Below are 24,198 nucleotides of genomic sequence, written 5' to 3'. Positions count from 1 at the left end.
CAAGAGTCTATGGTGCCGAAGGCTCCGGAAGGTAAGGGTACTCCGCGGACCGGTGCTGGAAGGACAGGATCGCCGGATTGACAATCCGGCCGTCCTGGATTTCGATCGCCCGGCTGATCGTTTCGTTGGCCGCCCAGGCTTCCGGGCCGGACAGCACCGGTTCCAGGAAGGGCGTCAAGGCTTGGCTGATTTCCCAGCTGGCCGAGTTCCACAGATAGGACGGGCTATGGTCCACGCCGTAGTAGCTGATGTGGTCGCCGACCTCGAAGATCGGTTCCTGGAACGACGTCGGCCGGGCCCAGCTGAAGCCCATGCCTTCGTCGCAGGAGACGTCCACGATCAGGCTTCCGGGCCGGAATCCGTCGAGGTCCGTCAAGTCCAAGTAGGTCAGCGGCGCCGCGGTGTCCTGCAGGGTGCAGTTGACCACGACGTCGAAGTCGGCCAGGAACGGAGCCAGCGGCACCCGTCCGGCGTCGGTGATCGCATGGCTCAGGAACGGGGCATTTTCATCGTGGTCGAATTGCACGATGTGCACCGAGTGGATCGGCGAGCCGACTGCGGCGACGCCGCGATTGGTCAGGACCTGGACGTCATGGACGCCGTGCGCGTTCAAGGCGGTCACCGCGCCGCGGGCGGTGGCCCCGAAACCGATCACGACCGCGCGCAGACGGGGGCCGTAGTCTCCGGTGATGCCGCGGAGCGCGAAGGCGTGCAGCACCGAGCAGTAGCCGGCCAATTCGTTGTTCTTGTGGAAGACATGTAGGCCGAAGCCGCCGTCGGAAGCCCAATGGTTCATCGCCTCGAACGCGATCAGGGTGAGCTTCTTGTCCACGGCCAACTGGGTGAGCGCACGGTCCTGCACGCAATGCGGCCAGCCCCAGAGGACTTGTCCGTCGCGCAGATCCGCGACATCCGAGACCTGCGGCTTCGGCAGCAGCACCATGTCCGAGGTCTCGATCAGCTTTTCGCGCGATTCGAGTCCGGCCACCAGCGGAGCCAGCTGGGCGTCGGATACGCCGAACCGTTCGCCGTACCCGGTTTCCAGGCGCATCCGCATCCGCAATGCCTCGTCGATCCGTTCGAGTTGCAGCGGGTGGATCGGCAGCCGCCGTTCGTCCGGCTTGCGTGATCCCGCAATGACGCCCAGGGACAAATCCGCAACCACGGATCAGCGCTTCTTGGGCTGGGTCAGCTTTTCCGCGAGGGTGGCGGCATTCTTGCCGGCCTCGGTGGCCCGCTTATCGGCCCGTTTTTCTTTAATCGATTTGCCGGATTTTTTAGCCGCGCTTTGTCTGGGTGATTTATCGGCCATGGTTGCTCCCTCATCGGGGAGCCGCGGTGACTCCGTACCCCGACAGTACACCCGCCACGGCTGCGGTCCGGCCGCAGGAGTTTTGTCAGCCTGGCTGGTTAGGCTGGAATCATGAACGCGCCGCGAAGCATCCCAGACCGGGCATTCGACACGAGATCGACGACCAAGGCGCTATTCGGCGCCTGGTCGGTGATTAGCGTTTTGCAGATTTTCCTGGCCGAGTTCGTGGTCAGCCTGGCCTGGGCGGGCCGCAGTGCGTATAGCCCGATCTTCAATGTGATCAGCGATTTGGGGGCGGCGCATTGCGGGATCTACAACGGACGCTCGGTGTGCTCGCCGCTGAATTGGGTGATGAATGGTTCGTTCGTGCTCCAGGGCTTGGGCATGCTGCTCGGCGGCCTGCTGCTCAGCAGCACGCTTTTGGGCGTTGCCGCGCACTTCCATGGGGCGGAGCCGCCGCAACTGCGCGCCGCGCACTGGGTCAGGGGATTCCTGGTGGTCTGCGGCATCGGCGTGATGGCGGTCGGGATCTTTCCGGAGGACACCATCGGCCCGTTGCACTACCTCGGCGCGGCGTTGTTCTTCGTCTGCGGTTCGATCGCCCAGTTCTTGCTCTGGTGGATCTGGTACCGCCGCAGCTGGTCAAGCTGGATCCTGCTGCTGAGCGGCATCGTCGCGGTCGTTGCGACAATCCTGTTCACGGTCTTTTCGCTTTGGCTCGATGTCCCCGGGTTCCCGGGCGGCTTGGTGGAGCGGTTGATCGTCTATCCAGTGGTGATCGGCTTTGCGGTGGTGGGCATGACCGTGGCCCGCGGGGTCCGCGCCGAACGGAAGGCCCAAGCGGCTCAAGCCTCGGGCTGAGCCTCCGCGGCCGCGGCCTTGGACTTCTTCCGGCGGCCGAACATGGCGATCGCGGCCGCGATCAGCGAGAGCACCAGGAGCGCCCAGGAGGCGACTACCAAAATACTGGTCCAAGCAACCTGGCCGGCGTCGGTCGTCGGGCTGGCCAGCATCGCATCGATCTGGACATTGGCCACCAGTTGTACGACGGCGAACAGCACCGGGGCGGCCCAGAGCATCCAACGCAATTTCCGGGAGGCGACATTCAGGCCGATCAGCAAAAGCCAGCTGAAACCGAAGATCAAGGGGAACAGCGTGCCCGCCGTTTTGTGCACGTATTGCAGCTGTCCCAGGCCGTCGGCGTTGAGCAGGCCTTTGAGCGTGGCCACATAATCGGCGTCGAAGCCGAAGACCATGGAGTCGGGCATGGCCAAGCCGTCGGTGAGTTGGGTCATCTGATTGAGCGTCAGCAGATGGAAGTACCAGAACAAGAAAGCGCTTGCCGCCACCCCGGCGATCACGATCAGATTCCCGTTGCTTTTTGCTTTTTCCGGGGTGCGCGCCGTCGACGGATTGCCGCCGGCGCGGGCCGGCAGCCCTGGGCCGGGGCTAGCATTGTCGCCATGTTTTTTTGCGCGTTGGGCAGGGGTTTTCGCCATCCCTCCATTCTGGCATCCCCGGCTGTGTCCGGGCGCCGGGCATCGCGGTGCAGTTGTTAGGCCGATCACGAAACAAGGTGTCCCCGGCCGGGCGCGGATAGGCTTTCCCAGATTGCAGATCTACTTCGGGGGATGAGATGACACGTGTGAAAATCGCTGCTTCGGTGGTCGCAGCCGGGCTGACCGCAGTGCTGCTTGCCGGCTGCGGGCAGACAGCAGCGTCCGGCGGCCAAAGCGCGAGCAGCCAAAGTTCGGCCAGCCAACCGCAGCCTGCCACGGCCAAGGCGGTGCCGACCGAACTGGTCCGCGCGGACTCCCGTGAGGTCAACGCCCCAGCCAGTGCCAAGGCCATCTTGGTGCTGTTCACCGACTATCAATGCCCGTACTGCGCGAAAATGGACCTGCTGATCCAGAAGGCCAAGGCGGAATACGCGGATTCGGTGCGGATCGTGGTCCGGAATTACCCGTTGCCGATGCACCAGAATGCCCCGCTCGCCGCGCAGGCCGTGGAGGCTGCTGCAGAACAGGGGGCACTCGAACCCATGGCCTCGGCGGTTTTCCTGGGCCAGCAGAGTTGGGCGAAGGCGACCGAAGGCCAGCGTGAGACCTTGCGGGGATTCGCTCAGGGGCTGGGCCTGGACATGGCACGCTTCGATGCGGACTTCGCCTCGGCGAAGGTCCAGAACCGGGTCGCGCAAGACCTGCAGGACGCTACGGCGTTGGGCTTGAAGGGCACCCCGTCCGTGGTGCTCAATGGCAGCCTGCTTTCGGTGGACTCCAGCGACTATGCCACGCTCAAAAATCCGATCGACCAGGTTTTGGCCGGCTGAATCCGGGCCCGGCACAGACCCGGCCGGCAGCTCAATGCCGGATCCGGCTGCGGACCGGAACATCGACCGCGCTGGTCTCGGCCGGATCGCCGCCGAGGTAGTCGGCGAGCGATGGCACGCCGAACAGCCCGGCAGCACCGGGTGAGTCTTCCATGGCTTGCACCGAAGCGGTGTAGCCGCCCGGTTGGTGATTCCCGGCGACGTCCAGCCGGTCGACTCCCGGCGGGTCGGGCAATTGGATTTTGTGCAGATTGCTCGGCAACGGATGACGCAGTCCGCTGCTGAGCAGACCTCCGAGGTCGGTTTTCGGAACCACGTCGTTGGCGTGTTCGAAGGCCAAAACCGTGACTCCGGGATCCGGCCGGTCGTTGTCCACCGGGCTGCCGTAAACGACCACATGGGTGAGCTGGTACCCGGCGAGCGCGGCCGGATCGGCGGCCAGATTCATCGCGGTCATCCCGCCTTGCGAATGGCCGGTCAGCAGCAACTCGGAACCCGGTGGAACGGTGGCGCCTACCGCATCGATGACCGCCTGGCTGAGCACCGATCGTTGTCCGGAGGCGGTGACCAGATTGCCCCGCATGCCGAAAGCGCTCGGGTTCCCGACCGTGGCCCACTGCTGGGTGCCCGGGATGCTCACGATGTAGCGGCCCCGGCCGCCCGCAGCGGAGACCCAGGTGATCCGGAGCGCGCCCTCCAAAGTTCCGGGACGCCCGGTGAGCGCATAGGCGTCGGTGGTCAGTTTCAGCAGATCGGAAACCGTTCTGGGGGTGCGGCTGGACGGAATCCCGGCACGGTTGGCCGATACCGGCAGCGGTTCGCCCAACTGCGGAAGGCTGCTGCTGATCGGTTCCGCGGCTCCGCCGCTGGCCAGCACCGTGCTGAATTCCGCAGCCGCCTGGGCAGCCAGGAGTTTCGCTGCGGCCAGAGCGGACACCGGGACCGGTTCGCCGCGGGCCATTCGGGCGAGCATGCCCGCCAGATAGACCTGATCCGCTGCGGCTTGGCGCCCCGCCGCCGCGATGTTCTGCATCGCGTGCCGCGGCTGCGGGGCGGTCCCGTCTCCGGGCCCGCGCGGAGCCGGCGTGGCCGAGCCGTCCCATGGCGCGGCGGTCGGCAGGAATCCGTTCGGGCCTTCGACGTTGCGATCGGTTCCGGACTGCGCCAGCACGCGGGCCCGGCTGGTGTATTCCTGCTCGGCCGCCTGCCCGAGCAGGTTTTCGGCATGCCGGCGCAGGTCGGCTGCGGCCAGTCCGAGCGCCGGGCGCTGCCGGCCCGCCCAGCGCTCGCGGAACCCGGCCGCATCCGGACCGGCCCAAGCGCAGCCGGCAATACCGCGCCCGAGCCGGCCCGACGTCGAATCCAAGTCCTCTGCGAGGCTTTCCATGGTTGCCGCCAGGCTGCGGACATCGCGGCTCCGCAAGCCGGACATCCGGTCGGATACCGCGCCGTCGGCCGGGTTCCGGGGTGATTCGGCGGTGCCCATCAGAAGCCCTTTCCAGGAGTCGCGGAAAAGTGAGACGAGCATAGTCCGGGGCCGCCCTGAGGGTACATGGGGAGTTCCGGCTTGTGGATAAGTAGAGTGGAAGCATGCCAGTCTACGAAGACCTCGACCCTGCCCTCGATGATGCCCAGCTGGCTTCGGCGCTGGTCCGCAATGCCGGCCGGATGGCGCTGGCGATGCGCGCCGAAGGACTGAACGGAGAACGGAAGACGTCGGTGTCCGATGTGGTCACTGCGGCGGACAAGGCTGCGGAAAAATACGTGCTGCAGCAATTGCGGAACTGCCGTCCTGAGGACGGGATCCTGGGCGAGGAGGGCGCCCAGTTCACGGGCAGCTCCGGACGCACTTGGGTGATCGATCCGGTGGACGGCACCTACAATTTCCTCTCCGGTTCGAGCTATTGGTGTTCCGCGATCGCACTGCGGGTCGACGGCGGGGACCCGGTCGATCCGCAGGTCTTACTCGGCGCGGTCTACCAACCGCAGGAAGAGAAGCTCTGGCTCGGCGGGCAGCAGATTCCGGCGACGCTCAATGGCGAGCGTTTGCCGGTTCCGTCGCAGGCCTCACTGGACCAGCTCAGCGCCGCGACCTATCTGCACCCGACCTGGTTGGCCCGCCCGGAAGCTGCTGCCCCGTGGCTTGCCGCAGTCGCCGAGCTGGCGACTTTCCGGTTGCTAGGCTCGGGCTCCTGCGATCTCTCCAGGGTGGCCCAAGGCGAATGGGGCTGCTGGTTCCAACACTCGACGCCGCTTTGGGACTGGCTGCCCGGGAAAGCGATCGTCACCGCAGCCGGCGGGGTCACCGAGGTCCTGCGGGTGAACGGGCTGAACTGGTTCGTCGCCGGCGGAGCCGCCGCAGTCGCCGGGTTGCGCGCGGCGCTGGCATCCGGGGAGCTGGGCCCCGGGGCATCCCCGGCGGCCGGCGATGCCTCGGCTGTCGGTGCCGACAACTAGACTTAGCTGATCATGGACATGCTCTTCGACGCCGGTCGCTTTGGCCGCAGTGCGCCCCAGGAATCCGGCAACCCGCAGATCGACGCCCAAGAGTTGTTGCACGGACTCAATCCGCAGCAGGAAGCGGCTGTGGTGCACACCGGCTCGCCGCTGCTGATCGTGGCGGGCGCCGGATCCGGAAAAACCCGCGTGCTCAGCCACCGGATCGCCTACCTGCTCGCCACCGGGCGTTCGCACCCGGGGCAGATTCTGGCGATCACTTTCACCAACAAAGCCGCGGCGGAAATGCGCGATCGGATCGGTGCGCTGATCGGTGACACCGCGAAAAACATGTGGATCTCCACGTTCCACTCGTCCTGTGTGCGGATCCTGCGCCGCGAGGCCAGCACCGTGGGTTTGAGTACGAGTTTTTCGATCTACGACTCGGCGGACAGCCTCCGGCTGATCACCTTGATCGCCAAAGGCCTGGGCTTGGACCCCAAGCGGTTCGCGCCGAAGGCCATGCAGCACAAGATCTCCGCATTGAAAAACGAATTGATCGACGACGATGCCTACGCCTCGACGGCGACCGATCCTTTTGAACAAGGCGTGGCAGAGGTCTACCGCGGATACACCCAGCGGTTGCGGCAGGCCAATGCCCTGGACTTCGACGACCTGATCGCCCAGACCGTGTGGTTGTTCCGGGCCTTCCCCGGAGTCGCGGATTATTACCGGCGCCGCTTCCGGCATGTTCTGGTGGACGAATACCAGGACACCAACCACGCGCAGTACGCGCTGGTCAAGGAAATCGTCGGGCCCGGCGAAGGCCCGGACCAGGTGCCGGCCGAGCTGACCGTGGTCGGCGATTCGGACCAGTCGATTTACGCCTTCCGGGGTGCGGACATCCGGAACATCGTCGAGTTCGAGAAGGACTACCCGAACGCTCGGACGATCAAGCTCGAGCAGAACTACCGTTCCACGCAGACCATCCTCAGCGCCGCAAACGCAGTGATCGAGAAGAATCCGGACCGGCCGGTGAAGCGGCTCTGGACCGCCGAGGGCGACGGCGAGAAGATCATCGGTTATGTCGCGGAGAACGAACACGAAGAAGCGCGGTTCATCGCCGAGGAGATCGACCGGCTGCAAGACGACGAAGACCTGCGCCCGGGCGACGTGGCGATTTTCTACCGGACCAATGCGCAGTCCCGCTCGATCGAAGAAATCCTGATGCGGGTGGGTCTGCCGTACCGGGTGGTCGGCGGCACCAGGTTTTACGAACGCAAGGAAATCAAGGATGCACTCGCTTACCTGCGGGTGCTGGTCAACCCGGACGACGACGTCAACCTGCGCCGGATCCTGAACGAGCCCAAGCGCGGCATCGGCGACCGGGCCGAGGGCGCGGTCGCGGCCCTCGCCGAACGGGAACGCAGTTCCTTCATGGCGGCCTTGCGGCGAGCCGATGAAGCGCCGGCGATGGCTACCCGGAGCTTGAACGCGGTCAACGGTTTCGTCAAACTCATGGATGACCTGAGCCAGGTTGCGGAGACCTCCGGAGCGGCGACTGCGCTGGAAGCAGTCTTGGAGCAGACCGGGTACCTGGAAACGCTCCGCGCCAGCAACGACCCGCAGGACGAATCCCGGGTGGAGAACCTGGCCGAACTGGTCGCGGTGGTCCGCGAATACGAGCGGGACAACCCGGAGGGCTCGCTGACCGATTTCCTGGAAGGCGTGGCCCTGGTGGCCGACGCCGATCAGATCCCCGACGCCCCGGGCAGCGATACCGAAGCCGCGGTCGCCGAGGCCCGTCGATTGGGCGTGGTGACGCTGATGACGCTGCACACTGCCAAGGGCCTCGAGTTCCCGGTGGTCTTCCTCACCGGAATGGAACACGGGATCTTCCCGCATGCCCGTTCGGCCACCGACGCCAAGGAAATGGCCGAGGAGCGCCGGCTGGCCTACGTGGGGCTGACCCGGGCACGCAAACGGTTGTACCTGACCCGCTCCGAGGTGCGCAGCCTGTGGGGGCAGAGCCAGTACAACCCGGCCAGTCCGTTCATCGACGAAGTGCCTGCGGAGTTGATCGAATGGAAGCGCGAAGGCAGCGCCCGGATGATTCCGTCGATCGGATCGTCGGGCTTCGGCCGGGACCGCTACGAAGGCTCTTACTGGGGTGCCGGTTCAGCGGTCGGCGGCCGAGACTCCGGGCAGCTTCCGCCGAGTCTTTCCACCCGGGCGGCCCGGGTGCAACCGCAAAAAGAAGTTCCGCAGCTCTCCGTGGGGGACCAGGTCGAACACACCAGCTTCGGCACCGGAACCGTGATCGCGCTCGAAGGCGCCGGCGACAAGACAGTGGCCAAAGTGCGCTTCGCCGGCGAGGAAAAGCGGCTGCTGTTGCGCTATGCGCCGCTGAGCAAAGTCTGACCATGGGTTGGGCGGCTGAAAACGGCAAAAACTGGTGGACAGCGGAACCTCTTCACACTGTTTGCACCCGCGGAATTCGTACGGCAGTCTAAGGGCATGAACCGCGCACCCCGGACCGTGGCCAGTGTGCTCCTCGGTGTGCTGGCGCTGCTGCTGGCAAGTACCGGGTGCATCTCGATCAGCAGTCCGGACCCGAACGCTGCTTCCGGGCCGCCGCCGTCGTACCTGGAAAGACTCAAGGCCGCAAAGGCCGTCGAGCCGACGGCTTCGGCGGCCAAGACCCTCGCCGAGGGGGTCAGCGGCTTCGCCGTCGCGGATCGGGGGATCGCCTGTGTGCTGACCGATTCGCGCAATGGGCACGTCAATACCCCGTTCGAACCGAACAACTTCGCCGATGCCGCGAATCAGCCGCAGCCGGTGATCCCGGTGGTGCTCTGCGAGCTGGCGAAGTATCCGGCCCCGCGGGCCGAAGATATCCGTGACGACTGCGGCGGCACCGGGATCGGATACCTGGGCGGGGTGGCCCAACTGGCACCGGACGGCGCGGTTTACGGTGCGTGCCGGGCCGGGTTGACCGGGATCGAAGCCTCCGGCGACGACGCCAGCAGCAGCAAAAAACTCCTGGCCGGGCTGCCGGTGCTCGCCGAGGGATCCGCCCTGGACGCGAAAGGCTACCGTTGCGTCCCGATGGATTCCGGAGTGGCCTGCGCCAACCTGGGCAATGGCGCCGGGTTCTTCGTAGCCCAGGACAAATACCAGCTTTTCGGCGGCAAGCAACAGTAGCGGCCCGGAATGTGGGGTTACTCACTAAACAGGTACTCTGGAGGCGGCCGCTTAGGCCGCTGCACTAAAGTTCCCCATGGGGCATTGCAACATGCCCTGGGTCAGGTGCAGATGATCACCCGATTGAAACGAAAACTACTTCGACGTAGAAGGACTTGAGCCCGTGGACCTGTTTGAATACCAGGCGCGCGACATGTTTGAAGCACACGGAGTCCCCGTGCTCGCTGGCATCGTCGCCAACACCGCAGAAGAAGCCAAGGCCGCAGCCGAGAAAATCGGTGGCGTGACCGTTGTCAAAGCACAGGTAAAGGTGGGCGGCCGCGGCAAGGCCGGCGGCGTCAAAGTCGCCAAGACCGCAGACGAGGCGTTCGAATACGCCGGCAACATCCTCGGTATGGACATCAAGGGCCATACCGTGCACAAAGTCATGATCGCCCAGGGCGCGGACATCGCCGAAGAATACTATTTCTCGGTGCTGCTGGACCGCGCGAACCGCAACTACCTGGCCATGTGCTCGGTGGAAGGCGGCATGGAGATCGAGGTCCTCGCGGTTGAGCGTCCCGAGGCGCTGGCTCGCATCGCCGTCGACCCGGCCGTGGGCATCGACCAGGCCAAGGCCGAAGAGATCGTGGACACCGCAGGCTTCGCCGCGGATGTGCGCGACGGCGTGATCGAGACGATCAAAAAACTCTGGGACGTCTTCGAGAAGGAAGACGCCACCCTGGTCGAGGTCAACCCGCTGGTCAAGACCGGAGACGGCCGCATCCTGGCCCTCGACGGCAAGGTCACCCTGGACGCCAACGCCGATTTCCGGCACCCGGACCACGAAGCGCTGGAAGACAAAGACGCTGCTGATCCGCTCGAGGCCAAGGCCAAGGAGAACGACCTCAACTACGTCAAGCTCGACGGCGAGGTCGGCATCATCGGCAACGGCGCTGGTTTGGTGATGTCCACTTTGGACGTCGTCGCTTACGCCGGCGAGAGCCGCGGCAATGTGAAACCGGCGAACTTCCTGGACATCGGCGGTGGAGCTTCCGCTGAGGTGATGGCGGCCGGCCTGGACGTGATCCTCAACGATGCGCAGGTCAAGAGCGTGTTCGTGAACGTCTTCGGTGGCATCACCGCCTGTGACGCAGTGGCCAACGGCATCGTCAAGGCTCTGGAAATCCTGGGCACCGCGGCGAACAAGCCGCTCGTGGTCCGGCTCGACGGCAACAACGTCGAAGAAGGCCGCCGCATTCTGACCGAGGCCAATCACCCCTTGGTGACTCAGGCTGCAACCATGGACGAGGGCGCTGACAAGGCTGCCGAGCTCGCCCACGCTGCGAAGTAAGGGATAGCAGAAGATGTCTATTTACCTCAACAAAGATTCCAAGGTCATCGTCCAGGGCATCACCGGCGGCGAGGGCACCAAGCACACCGCGTTGATGCTCAAGGCCGGCACGCAGGTTGTTGGCGGCGTGAACGCACGCAAGGCCGGCAGCACGGTGAGCCACACGGACAAGGACGGCAACGCCGTCGAACTGCCGGTTTTCGGTGGCGTGGCTGAAGCAATCGAGAAGACCGGCGCTGATGTGTCGATCATCTTCGTCCCGCCGGCATTCACCAAAGACGCCGTGGTGGAAGCGATCGAGGCCGGCATCGGCCTGGTCGTGATCATCACCGAGGGCGTTCCAGTGCAGGATTCGGCTGAGTTCTGGGCGCTGGCCCAGTCCAAGCTCGACGCCGACGGGAACCAGGTCACCCGGATCATCGGGCCGAACTGCCCGGGCATCATCACTCCGGGCGAGTCCTTGGTCGGCATCACGCCGAACAACATCACCGGCAAGGGCCCGATCGGCTTGGTCTCCAAGTCCGGCACCCTGACCTACCAGATGATGTACGAACTGCGCGATCTGGGCTTCTCCACCGCGATCGGCATCGGTGGCGACCCGGTCATCGGCACCACGCACATCGATGCGCTGGCTGCATTTGAAGCCGATCCGGAGACCAAGGCGATCGTGATGATCGGCGAAATCGGCGGCGACGCCGAAGAGCGTGCCGCAGACTTCATCAAGGCGAACGTCACGAAGCCGGTTGTCGGCTACGTCGCCGGCTTCACCGCGCCGGAAGGCAAGACCATGGGCCACGCAGGTGCCATCGTCTCCGGTTCTGCCGGCACCGCGCAGGCCAAGAAGGAAGCGCTCGAGGCCGCTGGCGTGAAGGTCGGCAAGACGCCGTCCGAGACTGCCAAGCTGCTGCGCGAGGTTTACGCCGCGCTCTAAAACTCTTCGCGTTTGGCAGGTCCAAGCCGGTGAGACAGGTCGATGTTTGCACCTGTTTCACCGGCTTGGACCTGTTTTTTGTGACATATTGTCGGTATCCTCGTCTAGGCTTATTGCTATCCAATCTTGAATACTCGCAGATCTGCGACGAGGAATCCTTATGCTGATCAAGCTTTTGCGGCAATACGGTGGGGCGTATGTGCCGTACATCATCGCTGTTTTCGTTTTCCAATTGGCGGCGACCATCGCCGCCCTCTACCTGCCCAGTCTCAACGCCCAGATCATCGACCAGGGCGTTGCCAAAGCAGACCCCGATTACATCTGGCGCGTCGGCGGCGTGATGCTCGGCGTGGCCCTGGTCCAGGTGCTCGCTGCGATCGCCGGGGTCTACTTCGGCTCCAAAGCCGCAATGGCGGTCGGCCGTGACCTCCGGCGCAGCGTCTACCGCAAAGTCTCCGGCTTCTCCGCGCAGGAGCTGGGCAAATTCGGTGCGCCGACGCTGATCACCCGGGGCACCAACGACATCCAGCAAGTACAGATGGTTCTGCTGCTGGGGCTGAATTTCATGGTTTCCGCACCGATCATGTGCATCGGCGGCATCATCATGGCGTTGCGCGAAGATCTCAGCTTGTCCTGGTTGGTCTGGGTCTCGGTGCCGTTGCTGCTGGTAGTGGTGGGCTATCTGGTCTATTTGCTGATGCCCTTGTTCCAATCGATGCAGGCGAAGATCGACAAGATCAACGGGGTGCTCCGGGAGCAGATCGTGGGCATCCGGGTGGTCCGGGCCTTCGTCCGCGAGCCGTACGAGACCAAACGTTTCGACGCGGCCAACGACGATCTGACCAAGGTCTCGCTCCGGGTCGGTTCGATTTTCGTGCTGATGTTCCCGCTGATCACCATGATTCTGCACCTGGCGACCGCCGCGGTGCTCTGGTTCGGCGGCCAGCGGGTGGACGCCGGGCAGATGCAGATCGGTTCGCTGACGGCGTTCCTGCAGTACCTGCTGCAGATCCTGACCGCGGTCATGATGGGCACGTTCATGGCGATGATGGTGCCGCGGGCCGTGGTCTGCGCCGAGCGGATCGGTGAAGTGCTCGACGTCGAGGCGAGCATCAAAGTTCCGGAAACCCCCACCGAGCCAGCGGCCAGCCGCGGCGAAGTGGAATTCCGCAATGTCAGCTTCAGTTACCCCGGAGCCGAGGAACCGGTGCTGAAGAACATCTCGTTCTCCGCCAGCCCGGGGCAGACCGTCGCGATCATCGGAGCCACCGGGGTGGGCAAGACGACGCTGCTTTCGCTATTGCCGAGGCTCTACGACGTGGCCTCCGGCGAGGTCTTGCTGGACGGCGTGCCGGTCACCGAACTGAGCCGCAAAGCGATCACCTCACGGGTGTCGATGGTGCCGCAGAAACCGTATTTGTTCTCCGGCACGATCGAATCGAACTTGCGCTTCGGCAAGCCGAATGCGGGCGACGACGAGCTCTGGGAGGCGCTCACCGTCGCCCAGGGCGCGGATTTCGTCCGGCAGAAGAGCCGTGGCCTCGATTCCCGGGTGGCCCAAGGCGGCACCAACGTCTCCGGCGGGCAGCGGCAGCGCCTGTGCATTGCCCGGTCTTTGGTCACCGAACCCAAGGTGTACCTCTTCGACGATTCGTTTTCCGCACTCGACGTGACCACCGATGCGAAACTGCGCAAGGCGCTCAAGGCGAAGACCGCCGACGCCACGGTGATCATCGTCGCGCAACGGGTGGCAACGATCACCGATGCCGACCAGATCCTAGTCCTGGACAACGGTGAGATCGTGGCTCGCGGAACCCACGAGGAGCTCCTGGACACCTCGGAGACCTACCAGGAAATCGTTGCTTCCCAGATCAGTGCGGAGGATGCAGCATGAGCAAGCAAGCTGAGGACGGGCAAGCCGCGGCCGAGCCGACGCGGCCCGGACGGAGACCCCGGCGAGGCGCGGCGAAGCCCGAAGCCCAGACCGAGCAAGCCCAGACGGCGCTGCTCGACGACGATGATTTCGTCGAGGAAGAATTCAAACCGACCGAAGCCGACGGCGACATGTTCGGCGGTGCGCCGGCCAAGAAGGCCAAAGCGTTCTGGCCCTCGGCGAAGCGGCTGGTCGGGCTGCTCCGGCACGAATGGCTGGCGTTGACCGCCATTTTCGGCGCCGTCGCGGTATCCGTGGTGCTCACCGTGATCGGTCCGAAGATCTTGGGCCGGGCGATGGACGTGATCTTCAACGGCGTGATCGGCGCCGGGTTGCCGGCGGGGGTCAGCAAAGACCAGGTCATCGCCGGGGCCCGGGCCAGCGGGGACAACAATTTCGCGGACATGCTCGCGGCATCGGACGTGGTGCCGGGGAAGGGCGTCGACTTCAACGCGCTCTCCTTCCTGATCGTCGTCGTGCTTTCGATTTATCTGGTCGCCTCGGTGTTCAACTGGTTCCAGGGCTATGTGCTGAACGTGATCGTGATGCGGGCAATCCGGAAACTGCGCAGCGACGTCGAGGCGAAGCTCAACCGCTTGCCGTTGAACTACTTCGACACCGGCCAGCGCGGCGATGTGCTGTCCCGGGTCACCAACGACGTGGACAATGTGCAGCAAGGCCTGCAGCAGGCGTTCTCCCAACTGGTGAGTTCGGTGCTGCTGCTGGCCGGCTTCACCGTGATGATGTTCTTGGTCTCCTGGCAGCTGGCGCTCATCGCGTTGATCGCGATCCCGCTCTCCGGGGTGGTCGCCGGGGTGATCGGAACCCGGAGCCAAAAACTCTTCGCCTCGCAGTGGAAGAGCACCGGTGCACTCAACGGCCAGATCGAAGAGTCGTTTTCCGGGCACGCCCTGGTGACCCTGTTCGGCCGGGAGCAGGACATGCTCGAGCGCTTCGACGAACGCAATGAAGAGTTGTACAGGGCGAGCTTCGGCGCCCAGTTCGTTTCGGGCCTGATGATGCCGATCATGCAGTGGGTCAACTACCTGAGCTATGTGGGCATCGCGGTGATCGGCGGCCTGCGGGTGGCCTCCGGCCAGATGACCCTGGGCGATGCCACCGCGTTCATCCAGTATTCGCGCGAGTTCAACCAGCCGCTGACCCAGATTGCCGGCATGGCGAACATGCTGCAGTCCGGTGTCGCCTCGGCTGAGCGGGTGTTCGAGTTCCTGGACGAGGACGAACAAGAGCCTGAGGATGCCCGGCGCCGGCTCCCGGCGAAAACCGATGGCCACGTCGAGTTCGAAAACGTGACCTTCAGCTACACCGCGGACAAACCGCTGATCGAGGACCTCTCGTTCTCGGCGAAGCCAGGTGCCACCGTGGCCATCGTCGGCCCCACCGGGGCCGGGAAGACCACCCTGGTCAACCTGGTGATGCGGTTCTACGAGTTGAATTCCGGCCGGATCACGGTGGACGGCGTCGACATCACCGAGCTGAGCCGGGCCGAACTGCGTTCCAAGGTCGGCATGGTGCTGCAAGACGCCTGGCTCTTCGGCGGAACCATCTACGACAACATCAAGTACGGGAATCTGGACGCCACCGAAGAGCAGATCATGGAGGCGGCCAAGGCCACTTATGTGGACCGGTTCGTCCGGGCTCTGCCGGACGGGTACCAGACAGTGCTCGACGACGAAGGCGAAAACGTGAGCGCCGGCGAGATGCAGCTGATCACGATTGCCAGGGCGTTCGTGGCCAATCCGTCCTTGTTGATCCTGGACGAGGCGACGAGTTCGGTGGATACCCGGACCGAGGTGCTGGTGCAGAAGGCGATGGCGGCGTTGCGCACGGATCGGACCAGCTTCGTGATCGCACACCGCTTGTCCACCATCCGCGATGCGGACACCATTTTGGTGATGGAAGCCGGACGGATCGTGGAACAGGGCGGCCACCACGATCTGCTCGCGGCACGAGGGGCCTATTACCGGCTCTACCAGTCGCAGTTCGCCGGCGAGACCGACATCGACGATGTGGAAGCGCAGAGCAAAGCGTCGTTGTAACCGGTCCGGTACGGACGGGCGGACGTCCGAATCACGAAAAGGTGCGCTGAACCTGAGGTTCAGCGCACCTTTTCGTCGGGCTGGAAGGGTCAGCAGCCCAGGTTTCCGCCGGGGTCGACGCCGAGCATGCTGGTGATGTTCTTGTAGTAGTTGATCCGGGCATTGCGGGAATCCGCGCCGTTGCCGTTGCATTCCAGGCCGCCGTTGATCGAGCGGATGGTCTCGCCGAAGCCCCGGTTCTGCACCATGGAGTTGTGGCTTGAGGTGCTGGCGCCACCGCTTTGCGTGTTCCAGTACCAGAGTCCGGTACCCCAGGCGAGCGTCGGATTGGTGGCCACCTGATCCGGGTTGTTCAACAGGTCGTAGCCCAGGGAATCTCCGGCGGCTTTGTAGTTGTAGTTCCAGCTCAGTTGCAGCGAGCCGCGGCCGTAGTACTGGTCGCCGCCGGCCGGACAGCCGTAGGACTGGCTGCGGTCGCAGTAGTGCGGGTAGTTCGCGGTGTTCAACTCGCGCAAGTATTGCAAGCTGCCGGTCTCGTGCTGCACATTGGCCAAGAAGGCTGCGATTTCACGCTTTTTCGTGGCGTCATCGCCGGTCGTGGCGAAGGCCGGGTATTTCTTGGCGCCGTTGACTAGGCCCTGGTAGGAGTAGGTGGCGTTCCGGTTCGGGAAGAGCTGGTTGAATTGCGCTTCGCTGATCGGGAACCCGGCGTTCGACGGCGGATTGCCGCCGGGATGCACGGTCCACTTCTGGTTGGCGTTGCCGGAGCAGGTGTAAATCTGCAGCCGGGTGCCGTTGGCAGAACTCTGATCAGTCGAGTCGAGGCATTTGTCCGCGGCCGGGTTGACGATGTCGCTCGCGTTGGAGAACGCCCATTTCTGGTTGGCGCTGCCGGTGCAGTCCCACAGCTGGACCTTGGCTCCGTTGCTGGTCGATCGATCGGCAATGTCCAGGCATTTGCCGAGGATCCGGATGCTCTGATCATCGCCGATGGTCACTTGCTGGGCATTGGTGCCGTTGCAATCGTAGATTTGCACTGCGGTGCCGTTGTCCGATTTGGCGGCGGCTGCATCGATGCATTTGCCGCCGATGCCGGTGATCGTGCCGGTCGTTGCTGCTTGGGCGGCCGTGGGTGCGGCGGCCAGGAGGAGTGCTGCGGCTGCGGATGCCGTCAGCAGGGCGAGGAGTTTCTTCACTGCAGGTGATCCTTTCGAACATTCAAAATGAGGTCAGAATGGGTTTTACCTGAAGTGCGGTGATTGTTAGCAAAAGTCTTTCGTTCCAGGGGGGCCTTTTCAAGAGCCCGTGCGGTATTTTCACCGATTTGCACAAAAATGTGGATAGTACCTACTTAGGCAGCTGCGCCGGCTCTTAAGGTGCGCAGGGGTAGCCGGGCCCGTCTTGACGGACCCGGCTACCCGAGTTTCTGACTTTGTTCAGCGGAGTCTTGTCAGCCTTCGGTGATCAGCGCAGATCCATTTTCCACAGTGTCCAGGTTCCGTAGTCTTCGGGGTTCGAGACCCAGTAGATCTTCGAATAGGGCTGGCCCTTGTAAAGCAACTTCGCAGTCTGGAAAGCAGCGTACTTGCCTTCTTTGTTGATGATGTTTCCTTTGCTGTTGTAGCTGAGCAGTGACCACGAATCTTGGCAACTGTCTGACCAGAAGATATCGTCGCGTTCACTGCTATCGCTGAGGCATTTTCCTTCCGGATCCCGGATGCGGATCTTGTCGCCAACGACTTCGGACGTCAGAATATCGCTGTAGCCAGATTCGGTAGCGCTGCCGTTATTGCAGTTGTAGACCCAGGCATAGTGATTTCCGTAAGGATTGTTGTAGATGCATACTTGGCCACCCCAAAAACCTGAGGAAGCCCCGTTCCATCCTTTGAGGCTGATCTTTTGCGGGGCGGGGTTGGGGACGTAACCGAGCTGCCAGGAGAGTGTGGACTGCATTCGGGGCGAAGGCGATTTGGCCGAGGGCGTGGTTGCGGTGTCCAGAGCCCCGTCCCGGCTGTAGAAAGTGTCCACTGAGTCCGTGTCGTCGGCGGTGATCATGTTGGCGCCGATATCCCGGTTCCAGGAAAGATTCATTCGTAGGTCTTCACGTTCGTGTGTGGCGCCGACGTCGCCGAGGCGATCCGGGAGCCGGTAGCAACATGACGACGTATTGTTGAAGAACGCCGTGGCCACATCCATTGGCTTTTTGTCACCGAAGGTGTTCGGTACAGTGAATCCGGTAACGACGCCGGTCCGCCACATGATGTAGTCCGGCACCGGTACGAAGACGCCAAGGGGTTTTTGGTACCGCTTGACGATGGTGACCATATCGGCCATCGAGTCGGTCAAGGCATTTCCGTAGTCGAGGTTGGCGGGTGCCGTATAGAGTCCCTGCGGTCCGGACTTCCTTTCCGTCTTAACGAAGTCGGTGCTGTCTTTGATCAGGACTTCGACGATTGGCGCCACCGAGCCAGGAGCGCTGGACCACAAGGCCACGGCCCTTTCTACATTCGACACATAGTTTTTATCTGGCGGGTTCGGCAGCGAAATGTCTTTGATGCGTTCTGCCGCGAAAGGCGTGATGACGGGCATGCCCATGATGTCTGTCGCTGCTCCAGCGCCCGATAGCCCAGCCTGCCACTTTTGCGGGCTTGGATACTCGGCCATATTGAACTTGACGATGATTCGCTGCTTCAAATTTTTGCCGGGATTTGCTCTGTCCATCTCGGTGATCAGTTTCGCAGCGGGCATGATCAGTGCGGCTTCCTTGATTTCGAGGTGTATCAGGGATTGGCCGTTTTTGTCGAGGTAGTCCTGCAACATCTGCGTCACGGTGGGTACGCGCTCTGCGGTTGGTTGACGAGTATTTACGTCGACCAACCGTTTACTTTGAAGGTCGAGGAGATTGAGGTTGTTGATTTTTTCGTTCGGACCGGAATCGTTGATTGGATCGTACGCGGGTTCGAGCATCTTGCCGACGTTTGCATCGTGGAAGACGACCATGTTCCCATCGCTCGTGGAGCGTACGTCAGTCTCCACCGCTGGACGGCAATTCTGGTAGGCACCGGCGAATGCGGCGAGGCTGTTTTCTGGGATCGAGTCGGTGAATTCGCCGCGATGCCGGGCTGTAACGACCTTGTCGTTGTTTTTGATGGCGCCCGTTGTCAGCTCGCTCAACTGTGTCTGCCAGCTGGGACAGCCAGCCGCCTGCGCTTGTTGCGGAGGAGGCGCCGTCTCTGGGGTAGTGGCCGCCGCTGCTGTCTGAGTCCAAGCCAGAGCGAGTAGGCAGGTCAGTCCAAAAACGCCAATTTTATTTGGTAGGTAGGCTTTCATCGGTAGTTTCAACCCTCTACTAGTTATATTTTTGAAAAGTTGATGATAAATTCACTCATTACACCGATCGACGCCTGCTTTAATAGATGAGGGTAAGTGGGCGCACTAATGGCCATTGTCTTGCCAGGAAAAGTCGCCTAAAAATTTTGGTCACGATGACCTGGCGGAGTCCACGAGTACGCCGAAATCAAATACCCGGGATGGGAAAATTTAGAAAATGCGACAGAGAGTCGCCAAAGTTGTACTTGTCGTATCGCAGCCGATTGCCATTTTCAATGAATCCCCAATTGTCTATCATCAGACGGTCTGAGCCGTGATCGGTGATGAGATCTTGATACGATACCAATTCGAGTAAAAAATGCTGGAAGCTTGCTCAAAATAAGATAACAAAGCGGTAACGATACTTAAGGCTTACGAAATTTTCGTTAGATCCAAGCGGTTAGTAGGAAAATCCGCAAATAACTTTATGTGAAAGCGGACTTCCAGATGGCGGCCGCGGGTCGATCGGCCTGCCTCGGCGAGGGGTGCGGCGCATGGCGATTACTTTCGAGAAGTAGCGATGTCAGTATGTCCTGACAAACCTTTGACAGGACATGTGTTCTGCGGCAAAGTATGTGGTGTGCCACACGAACTCCTGACCATCGGTCGTATCAGCGTCGACATCTATCCGAATGACATCGGCGTGGACCTCGAAGACGTGTCCAGCTTCGGCAAATACCTGGGCGGGTCGCCCAGCAATGTCGCAGTGGCCGCTGCCCGGCACGGCCGGGCCTCGGCGGTGATCACCGGCACCGGAGCCGATCCGTTCGGACACTACCTGCACCGGGAACTCGGGAAATTCGGCGTATCCGACGAATACCTCGTCACCGATCCGCGCTGGCCCACTCCGGTCACCTTTTGCGCCATCAAGCCACCCGACGAATTCCCGCTCTATTTCTACCGGCAACCGACGGCTCCGGATCTGCAGTTGGAAAAGCAGCATATTCCCACCGATGCCGTCCGGGCGGCTCGGATCTTCTGGTTCACGGTGACCGGACTCTGCCAAGAACCCAGCCGGGATTCACACCTGTTCGCACTGGATGCACGGCCTCGCGACGGACTGGCCGAAGACCAGCACACCATCATCGACCTGGACTACCGGCCGATGTTCTGGCCCTCCGCGGCGGATGCCCGGGAACAGATCAACCGGGTCCTCGGCCGGGCCACGGTGGCGATCGGAAATGTCGAGGAGTGCACCGTGGCGGTAGGCCCGGGGACTCCGGACGAATTGGCGGACCGCTTGCTCGCCGCCGGAGTGCAGATCGCCGTGGTCAAGCTCGGCGCGGACGGCGTGTTGGCCAAAACCGCCACCGAGCGGGTGGTCTCGGCTCCGGTTCCGGTGCAGACGCTGAACGGTTTGGGTGCCGGAGACTCCTTCGGCGGCGCTTTCTGCCACGGACTGCTTTCCGGTTGGCCGCTCGGCCGGGCCTTGGATTTCGCGAACGCAGCGGGCGCGATCGTAGCTTCCCGGCTGTCCTGCGCGGATGCCATGCCGACGTCGGCCGAGGTCAACTCGTTGCTGGCCGAACGCGGCCGGCTTCACGGCGCCGGAGCCAGTTGAGCATGGCCGACTACCGAGAACTCACCCGGATCAGACTGGAAGACCCCGCCGCGGTATCACGGGCGGCGTGCTCCCGGCGCAAACACCCCGGGATCACGGCCGGCCGGCAGAATTTCATCGTCGCGGCAGACCATCCCGCGCGCGGTGCGCTCGCCGTCGGGGCGAACCCGGCCGCGATGGCGGACCGCGGCGATTTGCTGGACCGATTGCAGACCGCGCTCGCCGACCCCGACGTCGACGGGGTCCTGGCCTCACCGGACATCCTGGACGATTTGCTGCTGCTCGGCGCACTCGACGGCAAACTGGTTTTCGGTTCGATGAACCGCGGCGGCCTCGCCGGGTTGGTCAATGAGATCGACGACCGGTTCACTGCGCACACGGCCCGCGCGCTGCAGCGGCTCGGCGCGGATGGCGGCAAAATGCTCACCCGGATCTGTTTCCAGGATCCGGACACTCCGAAGGCTCTGGAGGCGTGCGCCCAGGCCATCGACGCGCTCGCGGAGGAACAGCTCATCGCGATGGTCGAACCTTTCATCTCGGTCCGCAACGGGGATCGGAGCATCAGCAATGACCTGCGCCCCGACGCCGTGATCAAGTCGATGGCGATCGCCTCCGGGCTGGGCTCGACAAGCGCGTACTCCTGGCTCAAGATCCCGGTCGTGGCCGAGATGGAACGCGTGGTCGCGGCGACCACGCTGCCCATCGTGCTGCTCGGCGGGGACCCCGACGGCGACCAGCACGAGACCTTTGCCCGCTGGCAGAAAGCCCTGGCCCTGCCCGGGGTCCAAGGGCTGACCGTCGGCCGGAGCCTGCTCTATCCGCCCGATGACGACGTTGCCGCCGCGGTCGCCACCGCAGCCGCGCTTTTGCAGAAGGAGACCGGCCGATGAAGCTGACGGTAGGCCAAGCCCTGGTGGCCTTTCTGGCCAACCAATACACCGTGGACCGGATCGACGGCCGAGAATACCGGGCCCGCCTGATTCCCGGAATGTTCGGCATCTTCGGGCACGGCAATGTGGCCGGCATCGGCCAGGCTCTGAAACAGGCCCAGGTTTCCGATCCGGCGACCATGCCTTACTACCAGGGGCGCAACGAACAGGCGCAGGTCCACCAAGCGGTCGGGTATGCCCGGCATACCCGACGGCGCGCCACGTTCGCGGTGAGCACGTCGATCGGCCCCGGAGCCACCAATATGGTCACCGGTGCCGCTCTGGCCACCACCAACCGGTTGCCCGCTTTGCTGTTGCCTTCGGACATTTTCGCCAGCCGAGTCGCTGATCCGGTGCTGCAGCAACTGGAACGGCCCGACGCCGGCGACGTGTCGGTCAACGATGCCTTCCGCCCGGTGTCTAAGTATTTCGATCGGGTGTCCCGGCCGGAACAATTGCCATCGGCCATGTTGAACGGACTCCGAGTGCTCACTGATCCGGCAGAAACCGGTGCCGTGACGATCAGCCTGCCGCAGGACGTCCAGGCCGAAGCGTTCGAGGTTCCGCTGGAATTCCTGGCGGAACGGGAGTGGCGGATCCGCCGTCCGGATGCCGAGCGGGAAGACATCGCCGAAGCCGCCCGGCTGATCCGCGCGGCGGAGCGCCCACTGATCATCGCCGGCGGCGGCGTGCTGTACGCCTATGCGGAAGACCAGTTGGCTGCCCTCGCTGCGGAGACCGGGATTCCGGTGGCCAATACCCAAGCCGGCGTCGGGGTACTGGCCTGGGACCATGCGCAATCCGTCGGCGCAGTCGGCTCGACCGGCACGACGGCGGCCAATGCGGCCGCGGCCCAAGCCGACCTGGTGATCGGCATCGGGACCCGGTATGAAGACTTCACCACGGCTTCCCGGACTGCTTTCCAACATCCGCGGGTGCGGTTCGTCAACATCAATGTCGCAGCCTTCGACGCCTACAAACTGGGCAGTCCGCTGCCGATCGTCGCCGATGCCCGGAAGGCGCTCGTCGCACTCCGCGAAGCGTTGGCCGGATTCCGGGTGGATCCCGGGCAACTGGCCGAGACCGATCGGCAGAAGCAACGCTGGAACGTCATCGTGGAGCGTGCTTTCGATGAACGGCCGACCAGTGGAAACAGCCAGAACGCGATCGTCGGCACGGTCAATGCGGCGCTGGCGGACCAGGACGTGCTGGTTTGCGCAGCGGGGTCCTTGCCCGGAGATCTGCACAAAATGTGGCGAGTCCGCGATCCTTTCGGCTACCACGTGGAGTACGCCTACTCCTGCATGGGCTATGAGATTGCCGGCGGTCTGGGCGTTAAGCGTGCGGTGCTCGCCGCGGGGGAACCGCGCGACGTCGTGGTCATGGTCGGCGACGGTTCGTACCTGATGATGCACACCGAGCTGGTCACCGCCGTCGCCGAGGGCATCAAACTGATCGTGGTCCTGATCCAGAATCACGGCTACGCCTCGATCGGGGCCTTGTCGGAATCGCTCGGTTCGCAGCGTTTCGGGACCAAATACCGGGCCTTGGACCAGGCCGCGCACAGCTTCGACGACGGGCCGGTGCTGCCGGTCGACCTGGCCGCGAATGCCGCTTCGCTCGGCGTCCGGGTGCTCAAGGCCCCGGGGCTGGCCGAATTGGCGGCAGCGATCGCCGAAGCCAAGGAATTGCCTGAAACCGGCGGCCCGGTGCTGATCCAGATCGAGGCCGATCCTTTGCTGGACGCGCCCGGTTCGGAGTCCTGGTGGGATGTTCCGGTCGCGGCCGAATCGGAGTTGGAAAGCACCAAGAAGGCTTACCGGGCCTACTTGGAAAACAAGCACAAGCAACGGCCGCTGTTGGGCGGGACGGAAAGGAAACCGTGATCGAAAATGCTTTGACCATCGGCACCGCGCCCGATTCCTGGGGCGTCTGGTTCGCCGATGACCCGCTGCAGACGCCTTGGCCGCGGTTCCTCGACGAAGTCGCCGAGTCGGGCTACAAGTGGATCGAGTTGGGTCCCTACGGTTATCTGCCCACCGATCCGGCCCGATTGGCCGACGAATTGGCGCAGCGGGATTTGAGAATCACCGCCGGAACCGTGTTCACCGCGTTCCACCGCGGAGTGGCGGAATGGGAAACCGCCTGGCAGCCGGCCCGCAGGGTGGCCGAATTGACCGCGGCGATGGGCGGCGAGCACATTGTGGTGATTCCGGCGATGTGGCGCGACGACGTCACCGGCGAGGCCGTGGAGAGCGGCGAGCTTTCCGACCGGCAATGGCAGGACCTCTTCGACGGTCACAATCGGCTCGGCAAGGTGCTCAGCGAGGAGTACGGCCTGCAGCAGCAGTTCCATTCGCATGCCGATTCGCACGTCTGCGCGCAACCGGACATCGAGAGGTTGTTGCAACACACCGATCCCGCGCTGGTGACGCTCTGCCTGGATACCGGGCACGCCGAATACGGCGGCGCGTCCAGCCTGGAACTGATCGAAAAGTATCCCGAACGGATCGGCTACCTGCATCTGAAACAAATCGATCCGGCGGTCCTGGCCGCCGTGCGGGAACAGGACCTGACCTGGGCCGCGGCGAATCTGGCCGGCGTGATGACCGAGCCGCCGTCCGGGCTGCCGGACCTCGGCGAGGTGATCGATGCGGTGGAAAAACTCCAGCGGCCGATCTTCGGAGTGGTGGAGCAGGACATGTACCCCTGCGATTTCAGCAAGCCGATGCCCATCGCCGGGCGCACCAAAGACTATTTGCTCGCTTGCGGGTCCCGGACCCGGATCGTTTGAAAGGCCA

At 63.5% G+C, this 24,198-nt stretch carries 19 protein-coding genes; 13 read left to right on the top strand and 6 right to left on the bottom strand.

The features are described 5' to 3' along the window. Nucleotides 1-7: 7 nt before the first annotated feature. Both JOE69_RS07345 and JOE69_RS07340 read right to left on the bottom strand, forming a co-directional pair. Entirely contained in the window at nt 8-1,165 is a 1,158-nt protein-coding gene (locus JOE69_RS07345) for a N(5)-(carboxyethyl)ornithine synthase (RefSeq protein WP_309797387.1), read from the bottom strand. Between the two features lie 3 nt (nt 1,166-1,168). Next, complete coding sequence (locus JOE69_RS07340) at nt 1,169-1,312, bottom strand: hypothetical protein (RefSeq protein ID WP_296364438.1); 144 nt, start codon at nt 1,310-1,312, stop codon at nt 1,169-1,171. Between the two features lie 111 nt (nt 1,313-1,423). Here JOE69_RS07340 and JOE69_RS07335 point away from each other — a divergent pair, with 111 nt between their 5' ends. Then, the gene (locus JOE69_RS07335) at nt 1,424-2,173 is read left to right on the top strand and encodes a DUF998 domain-containing protein (RefSeq protein ID WP_309797386.1); all 750 of its coding nucleotides are present in this window, start codon (nt 1,424-1,426) and stop codon (nt 2,171-2,173) included. Here JOE69_RS07335 and JOE69_RS07330 read toward each other — a convergent pair. Beyond that, entirely contained in the window at nt 2,158-2,811 is a 654-nt protein-coding gene (locus JOE69_RS07330) for a hypothetical protein (RefSeq protein WP_309797384.1), read from the bottom strand. The two genes, JOE69_RS07335 and JOE69_RS07330, sit on opposite strands and share 16 nt — an antisense overlap. A gap of 137 nt (nt 2,812-2,948) precedes the next feature. On the opposite strand from JOE69_RS07330, the gene JOE69_RS07325 reads away from it, so the two are divergent. After that, entirely contained in the window at nt 2,949-3,641 is a 693-nt protein-coding gene (locus tag JOE69_RS07325) for a DsbA family protein (protein ID WP_309797383.1), read from the top strand. A gap of 31 nt (nt 3,642-3,672) precedes the next feature. Here the strand turns inward: JOE69_RS07325 and JOE69_RS07320 are convergent, their stop codons facing one another. Next, the gene (locus JOE69_RS07320; RefSeq protein WP_309797381.1) at nt 3,673-5,169 is read right to left on the bottom strand and encodes an alpha/beta hydrolase family protein; all 1,497 of its coding nucleotides are present in this window, start codon (nt 5,167-5,169) and stop codon (nt 3,673-3,675) included. Between the two features lie 62 nt (nt 5,170-5,231). Between JOE69_RS07320 and JOE69_RS07315 the strand changes: the two genes are divergently transcribed. The 7 genes from JOE69_RS07315 (at nt 5,232) to JOE69_RS07285 (ending at nt 15,538) form a co-directional block, all read left to right on the top strand. Continuing rightward, entirely contained in the window at nt 5,232-6,098 is an 867-nt protein-coding gene (locus tag JOE69_RS07315) for an inositol monophosphatase family protein (protein ID WP_309797378.1), read from the top strand. Nucleotides 6,099-6,110: 12 nt separating this feature from the next. Further along, on the top strand, nt 6,111-8,498 hold the full coding sequence (gene pcrA, locus JOE69_RS07310) for a DNA helicase PcrA (RefSeq protein ID WP_374709684.1): 2,388 nt from the start codon (nt 6,111-6,113) through the stop codon (nt 8,496-8,498). A 96-nt stretch (nt 8,499-8,594) separates the two neighbouring features. Further along, the gene (locus JOE69_RS07305; RefSeq protein WP_309797375.1) at nt 8,595-9,281 is read left to right on the top strand and encodes a hypothetical protein; all 687 of its coding nucleotides are present in this window, start codon (nt 8,595-8,597) and stop codon (nt 9,279-9,281) included. A gap of 163 nt (nt 9,282-9,444) precedes the next feature. After that, nucleotides 9,445-10,614: an ADP-forming succinate--CoA ligase subunit beta gene (gene sucC / locus JOE69_RS07300; protein ID WP_309797373.1), complete on the top strand. Its 1,170-nt coding sequence runs from the start codon at nt 9,445-9,447 to the stop codon at nt 10,612-10,614. A 13-nt stretch (nt 10,615-10,627) separates the two neighbouring features. Next, a complete protein-coding gene (gene sucD / locus JOE69_RS07295) occupies nt 10,628-11,545 on the top strand; it encodes a succinate--CoA ligase subunit alpha (RefSeq protein ID WP_296364447.1) in 918 nt (305 codons plus the stop codon). 160 nt (nt 11,546-11,705) lie between these two features. Next, entirely contained in the window at nt 11,706-13,439 is a 1,734-nt protein-coding gene (locus JOE69_RS07290) for an ABC transporter ATP-binding protein (protein WP_309797371.1), read from the top strand. Between the two features lie 170 nt (nt 13,440-13,609). Then, entirely contained in the window at nt 13,610-15,538 is a 1,929-nt protein-coding gene (locus tag JOE69_RS07285) for an ABC transporter ATP-binding protein (protein WP_309801204.1), read from the top strand. 89 nt (nt 15,539-15,627) lie between these two features. Here the strand turns inward: JOE69_RS07285 and JOE69_RS07280 are convergent, their stop codons facing one another. Continuing rightward, nucleotides 15,628-16,734 carry a glycoside hydrolase family 19 protein gene (locus tag JOE69_RS07280; protein WP_309797369.1) on the bottom strand — a complete coding sequence of 369 codons (1,107 nt, stop codon included), beginning with the start codon at nt 16,732-16,734 and terminating at the stop codon, nt 15,628-15,630. A gap of 268 nt (nt 16,735-17,002) precedes the next feature. Beyond that, nucleotides 17,003-18,868 carry a glycerophosphodiester phosphodiesterase family protein gene (locus tag JOE69_RS07275; RefSeq protein ID WP_309797367.1) on the bottom strand — a complete coding sequence of 622 codons (1,866 nt, stop codon included), beginning with the start codon at nt 18,866-18,868 and terminating at the stop codon, nt 17,003-17,005. 619 nt (nt 18,869-19,487) lie between these two features. Here JOE69_RS07275 and iolC point away from each other — a divergent pair. From iolC to JOE69_RS07255, 4 genes are read left to right on the top strand one after another with little or no spacing between them, the layout of a single operon-like run. Then, the gene (gene iolC / locus JOE69_RS07270) at nt 19,488-20,468 is read left to right on the top strand and encodes a 5-dehydro-2-deoxygluconokinase (RefSeq protein WP_296364452.1); all 981 of its coding nucleotides are present in this window, start codon (nt 19,488-19,490) and stop codon (nt 20,466-20,468) included. Between the two features lie 2 nt (nt 20,469-20,470). Beyond that, nucleotides 20,471-21,358 (top strand): Cgl0159 family (beta/alpha)8-fold protein, encoded by an 888-nt coding sequence (locus JOE69_RS07265; protein ID WP_309797364.1) that lies wholly within the window; start codon nt 20,471-20,473, stop codon nt 21,356-21,358. Beyond that, nucleotides 21,355-23,283, top strand: a complete 1,929-nt coding sequence (gene iolD, locus JOE69_RS07260; RefSeq protein ID WP_309797362.1) for a 3D-(3,5/4)-trihydroxycyclohexane-1,2-dione acylhydrolase (decyclizing) — start codon at nt 21,355-21,357, stop codon at nt 23,281-23,283. Before JOE69_RS07265 ends, iolD begins: the two co-directional genes overlap by 4 nt. Then, the gene (locus tag JOE69_RS07255; RefSeq protein WP_309797360.1) at nt 23,280-24,191 is read left to right on the top strand and encodes a sugar phosphate isomerase/epimerase family protein; all 912 of its coding nucleotides are present in this window, start codon (nt 23,280-23,282) and stop codon (nt 24,189-24,191) included. Before iolD ends, JOE69_RS07255 begins: the two co-directional genes overlap by 4 nt. Nucleotides 24,192-24,198: the final 7 nt, after the last annotated feature.

Source organism: Arthrobacter russicus, from assembly GCF_031454135.1.
GTDB classification, from domain to species: Bacteria; Actinomycetota; Actinomycetes; order Actinomycetales; family Micrococcaceae; genus Renibacterium; species Renibacterium russicum.
The sequence above is the reverse complement of the archived record's forward strand: the minus strand, read 5'-3'. Positions and strand labels throughout refer to the sequence as shown.

What these genes read in the sequence shown, in the direction of transcription:
- JOE69_RS07340 (WP_296364438.1), bottom strand. Translation starts at nt 1,312, where the DNA reads ATGGCCGATAAATCACCCAGACAAAGCGCGGCTAAAAAATCCGGCAAA.
- JOE69_RS07335 (WP_309797386.1), top strand. Translation starts at nt 1,424, where the DNA reads ATGAACGCGCCGCGAAGCATCCCAGACCGGGCATTCGACACGAGATCG.
- JOE69_RS07330 (WP_309797384.1), bottom strand. Translation starts at nt 2,811, where the DNA reads ATGGCGAAAACCCCTGCCCAACGCGCAAAAAAACATGGCGACAATGCT.
- JOE69_RS07325 (WP_309797383.1), top strand. Translation starts at nt 2,949, where the DNA reads ATGACACGTGTGAAAATCGCTGCTTCGGTGGTCGCAGCCGGGCTGACC.
- JOE69_RS07320 (WP_309797381.1), bottom strand. Translation starts at nt 5,169, where the DNA reads ATGCTCGTCTCACTTTTCCGCGACTCCTGGAAAGGGCTTCTGATGGGC.
- JOE69_RS07315 (WP_309797378.1), top strand. Translation starts at nt 5,232, where the DNA reads ATGCCAGTCTACGAAGACCTCGACCCTGCCCTCGATGATGCCCAGCTG.
- pcrA (WP_374709684.1), top strand. Translation starts at nt 6,111, where the DNA reads ATGGACATGCTCTTCGACGCCGGTCGCTTTGGCCGCAGTGCGCCCCAG.
- JOE69_RS07305 (WP_309797375.1), top strand. Translation starts at nt 8,595, where the DNA reads ATGAACCGCGCACCCCGGACCGTGGCCAGTGTGCTCCTCGGTGTGCTG.
- sucD (WP_296364447.1), top strand. Translation starts at nt 10,628, where the DNA reads ATGTCTATTTACCTCAACAAAGATTCCAAGGTCATCGTCCAGGGCATC.
- JOE69_RS07290 (WP_309797371.1), top strand. Translation starts at nt 11,706, where the DNA reads ATGCTGATCAAGCTTTTGCGGCAATACGGTGGGGCGTATGTGCCGTAC.
- JOE69_RS07285 (WP_309801204.1), top strand. Translation starts at nt 13,610, where the DNA reads ATGTTCGGCGGTGCGCCGGCCAAGAAGGCCAAAGCGTTCTGGCCCTCG.
- JOE69_RS07275 (WP_309797367.1), bottom strand. Translation starts at nt 18,868, where the DNA reads ATGAAAGCCTACCTACCAAATAAAATTGGCGTTTTTGGACTGACCTGC.
- JOE69_RS07265 (WP_309797364.1), top strand. Translation starts at nt 20,471, where the DNA reads ATGGCCGACTACCGAGAACTCACCCGGATCAGACTGGAAGACCCCGCC.
- iolD (WP_309797362.1), top strand. Translation starts at nt 21,355, where the DNA reads ATGAAGCTGACGGTAGGCCAAGCCCTGGTGGCCTTTCTGGCCAACCAA.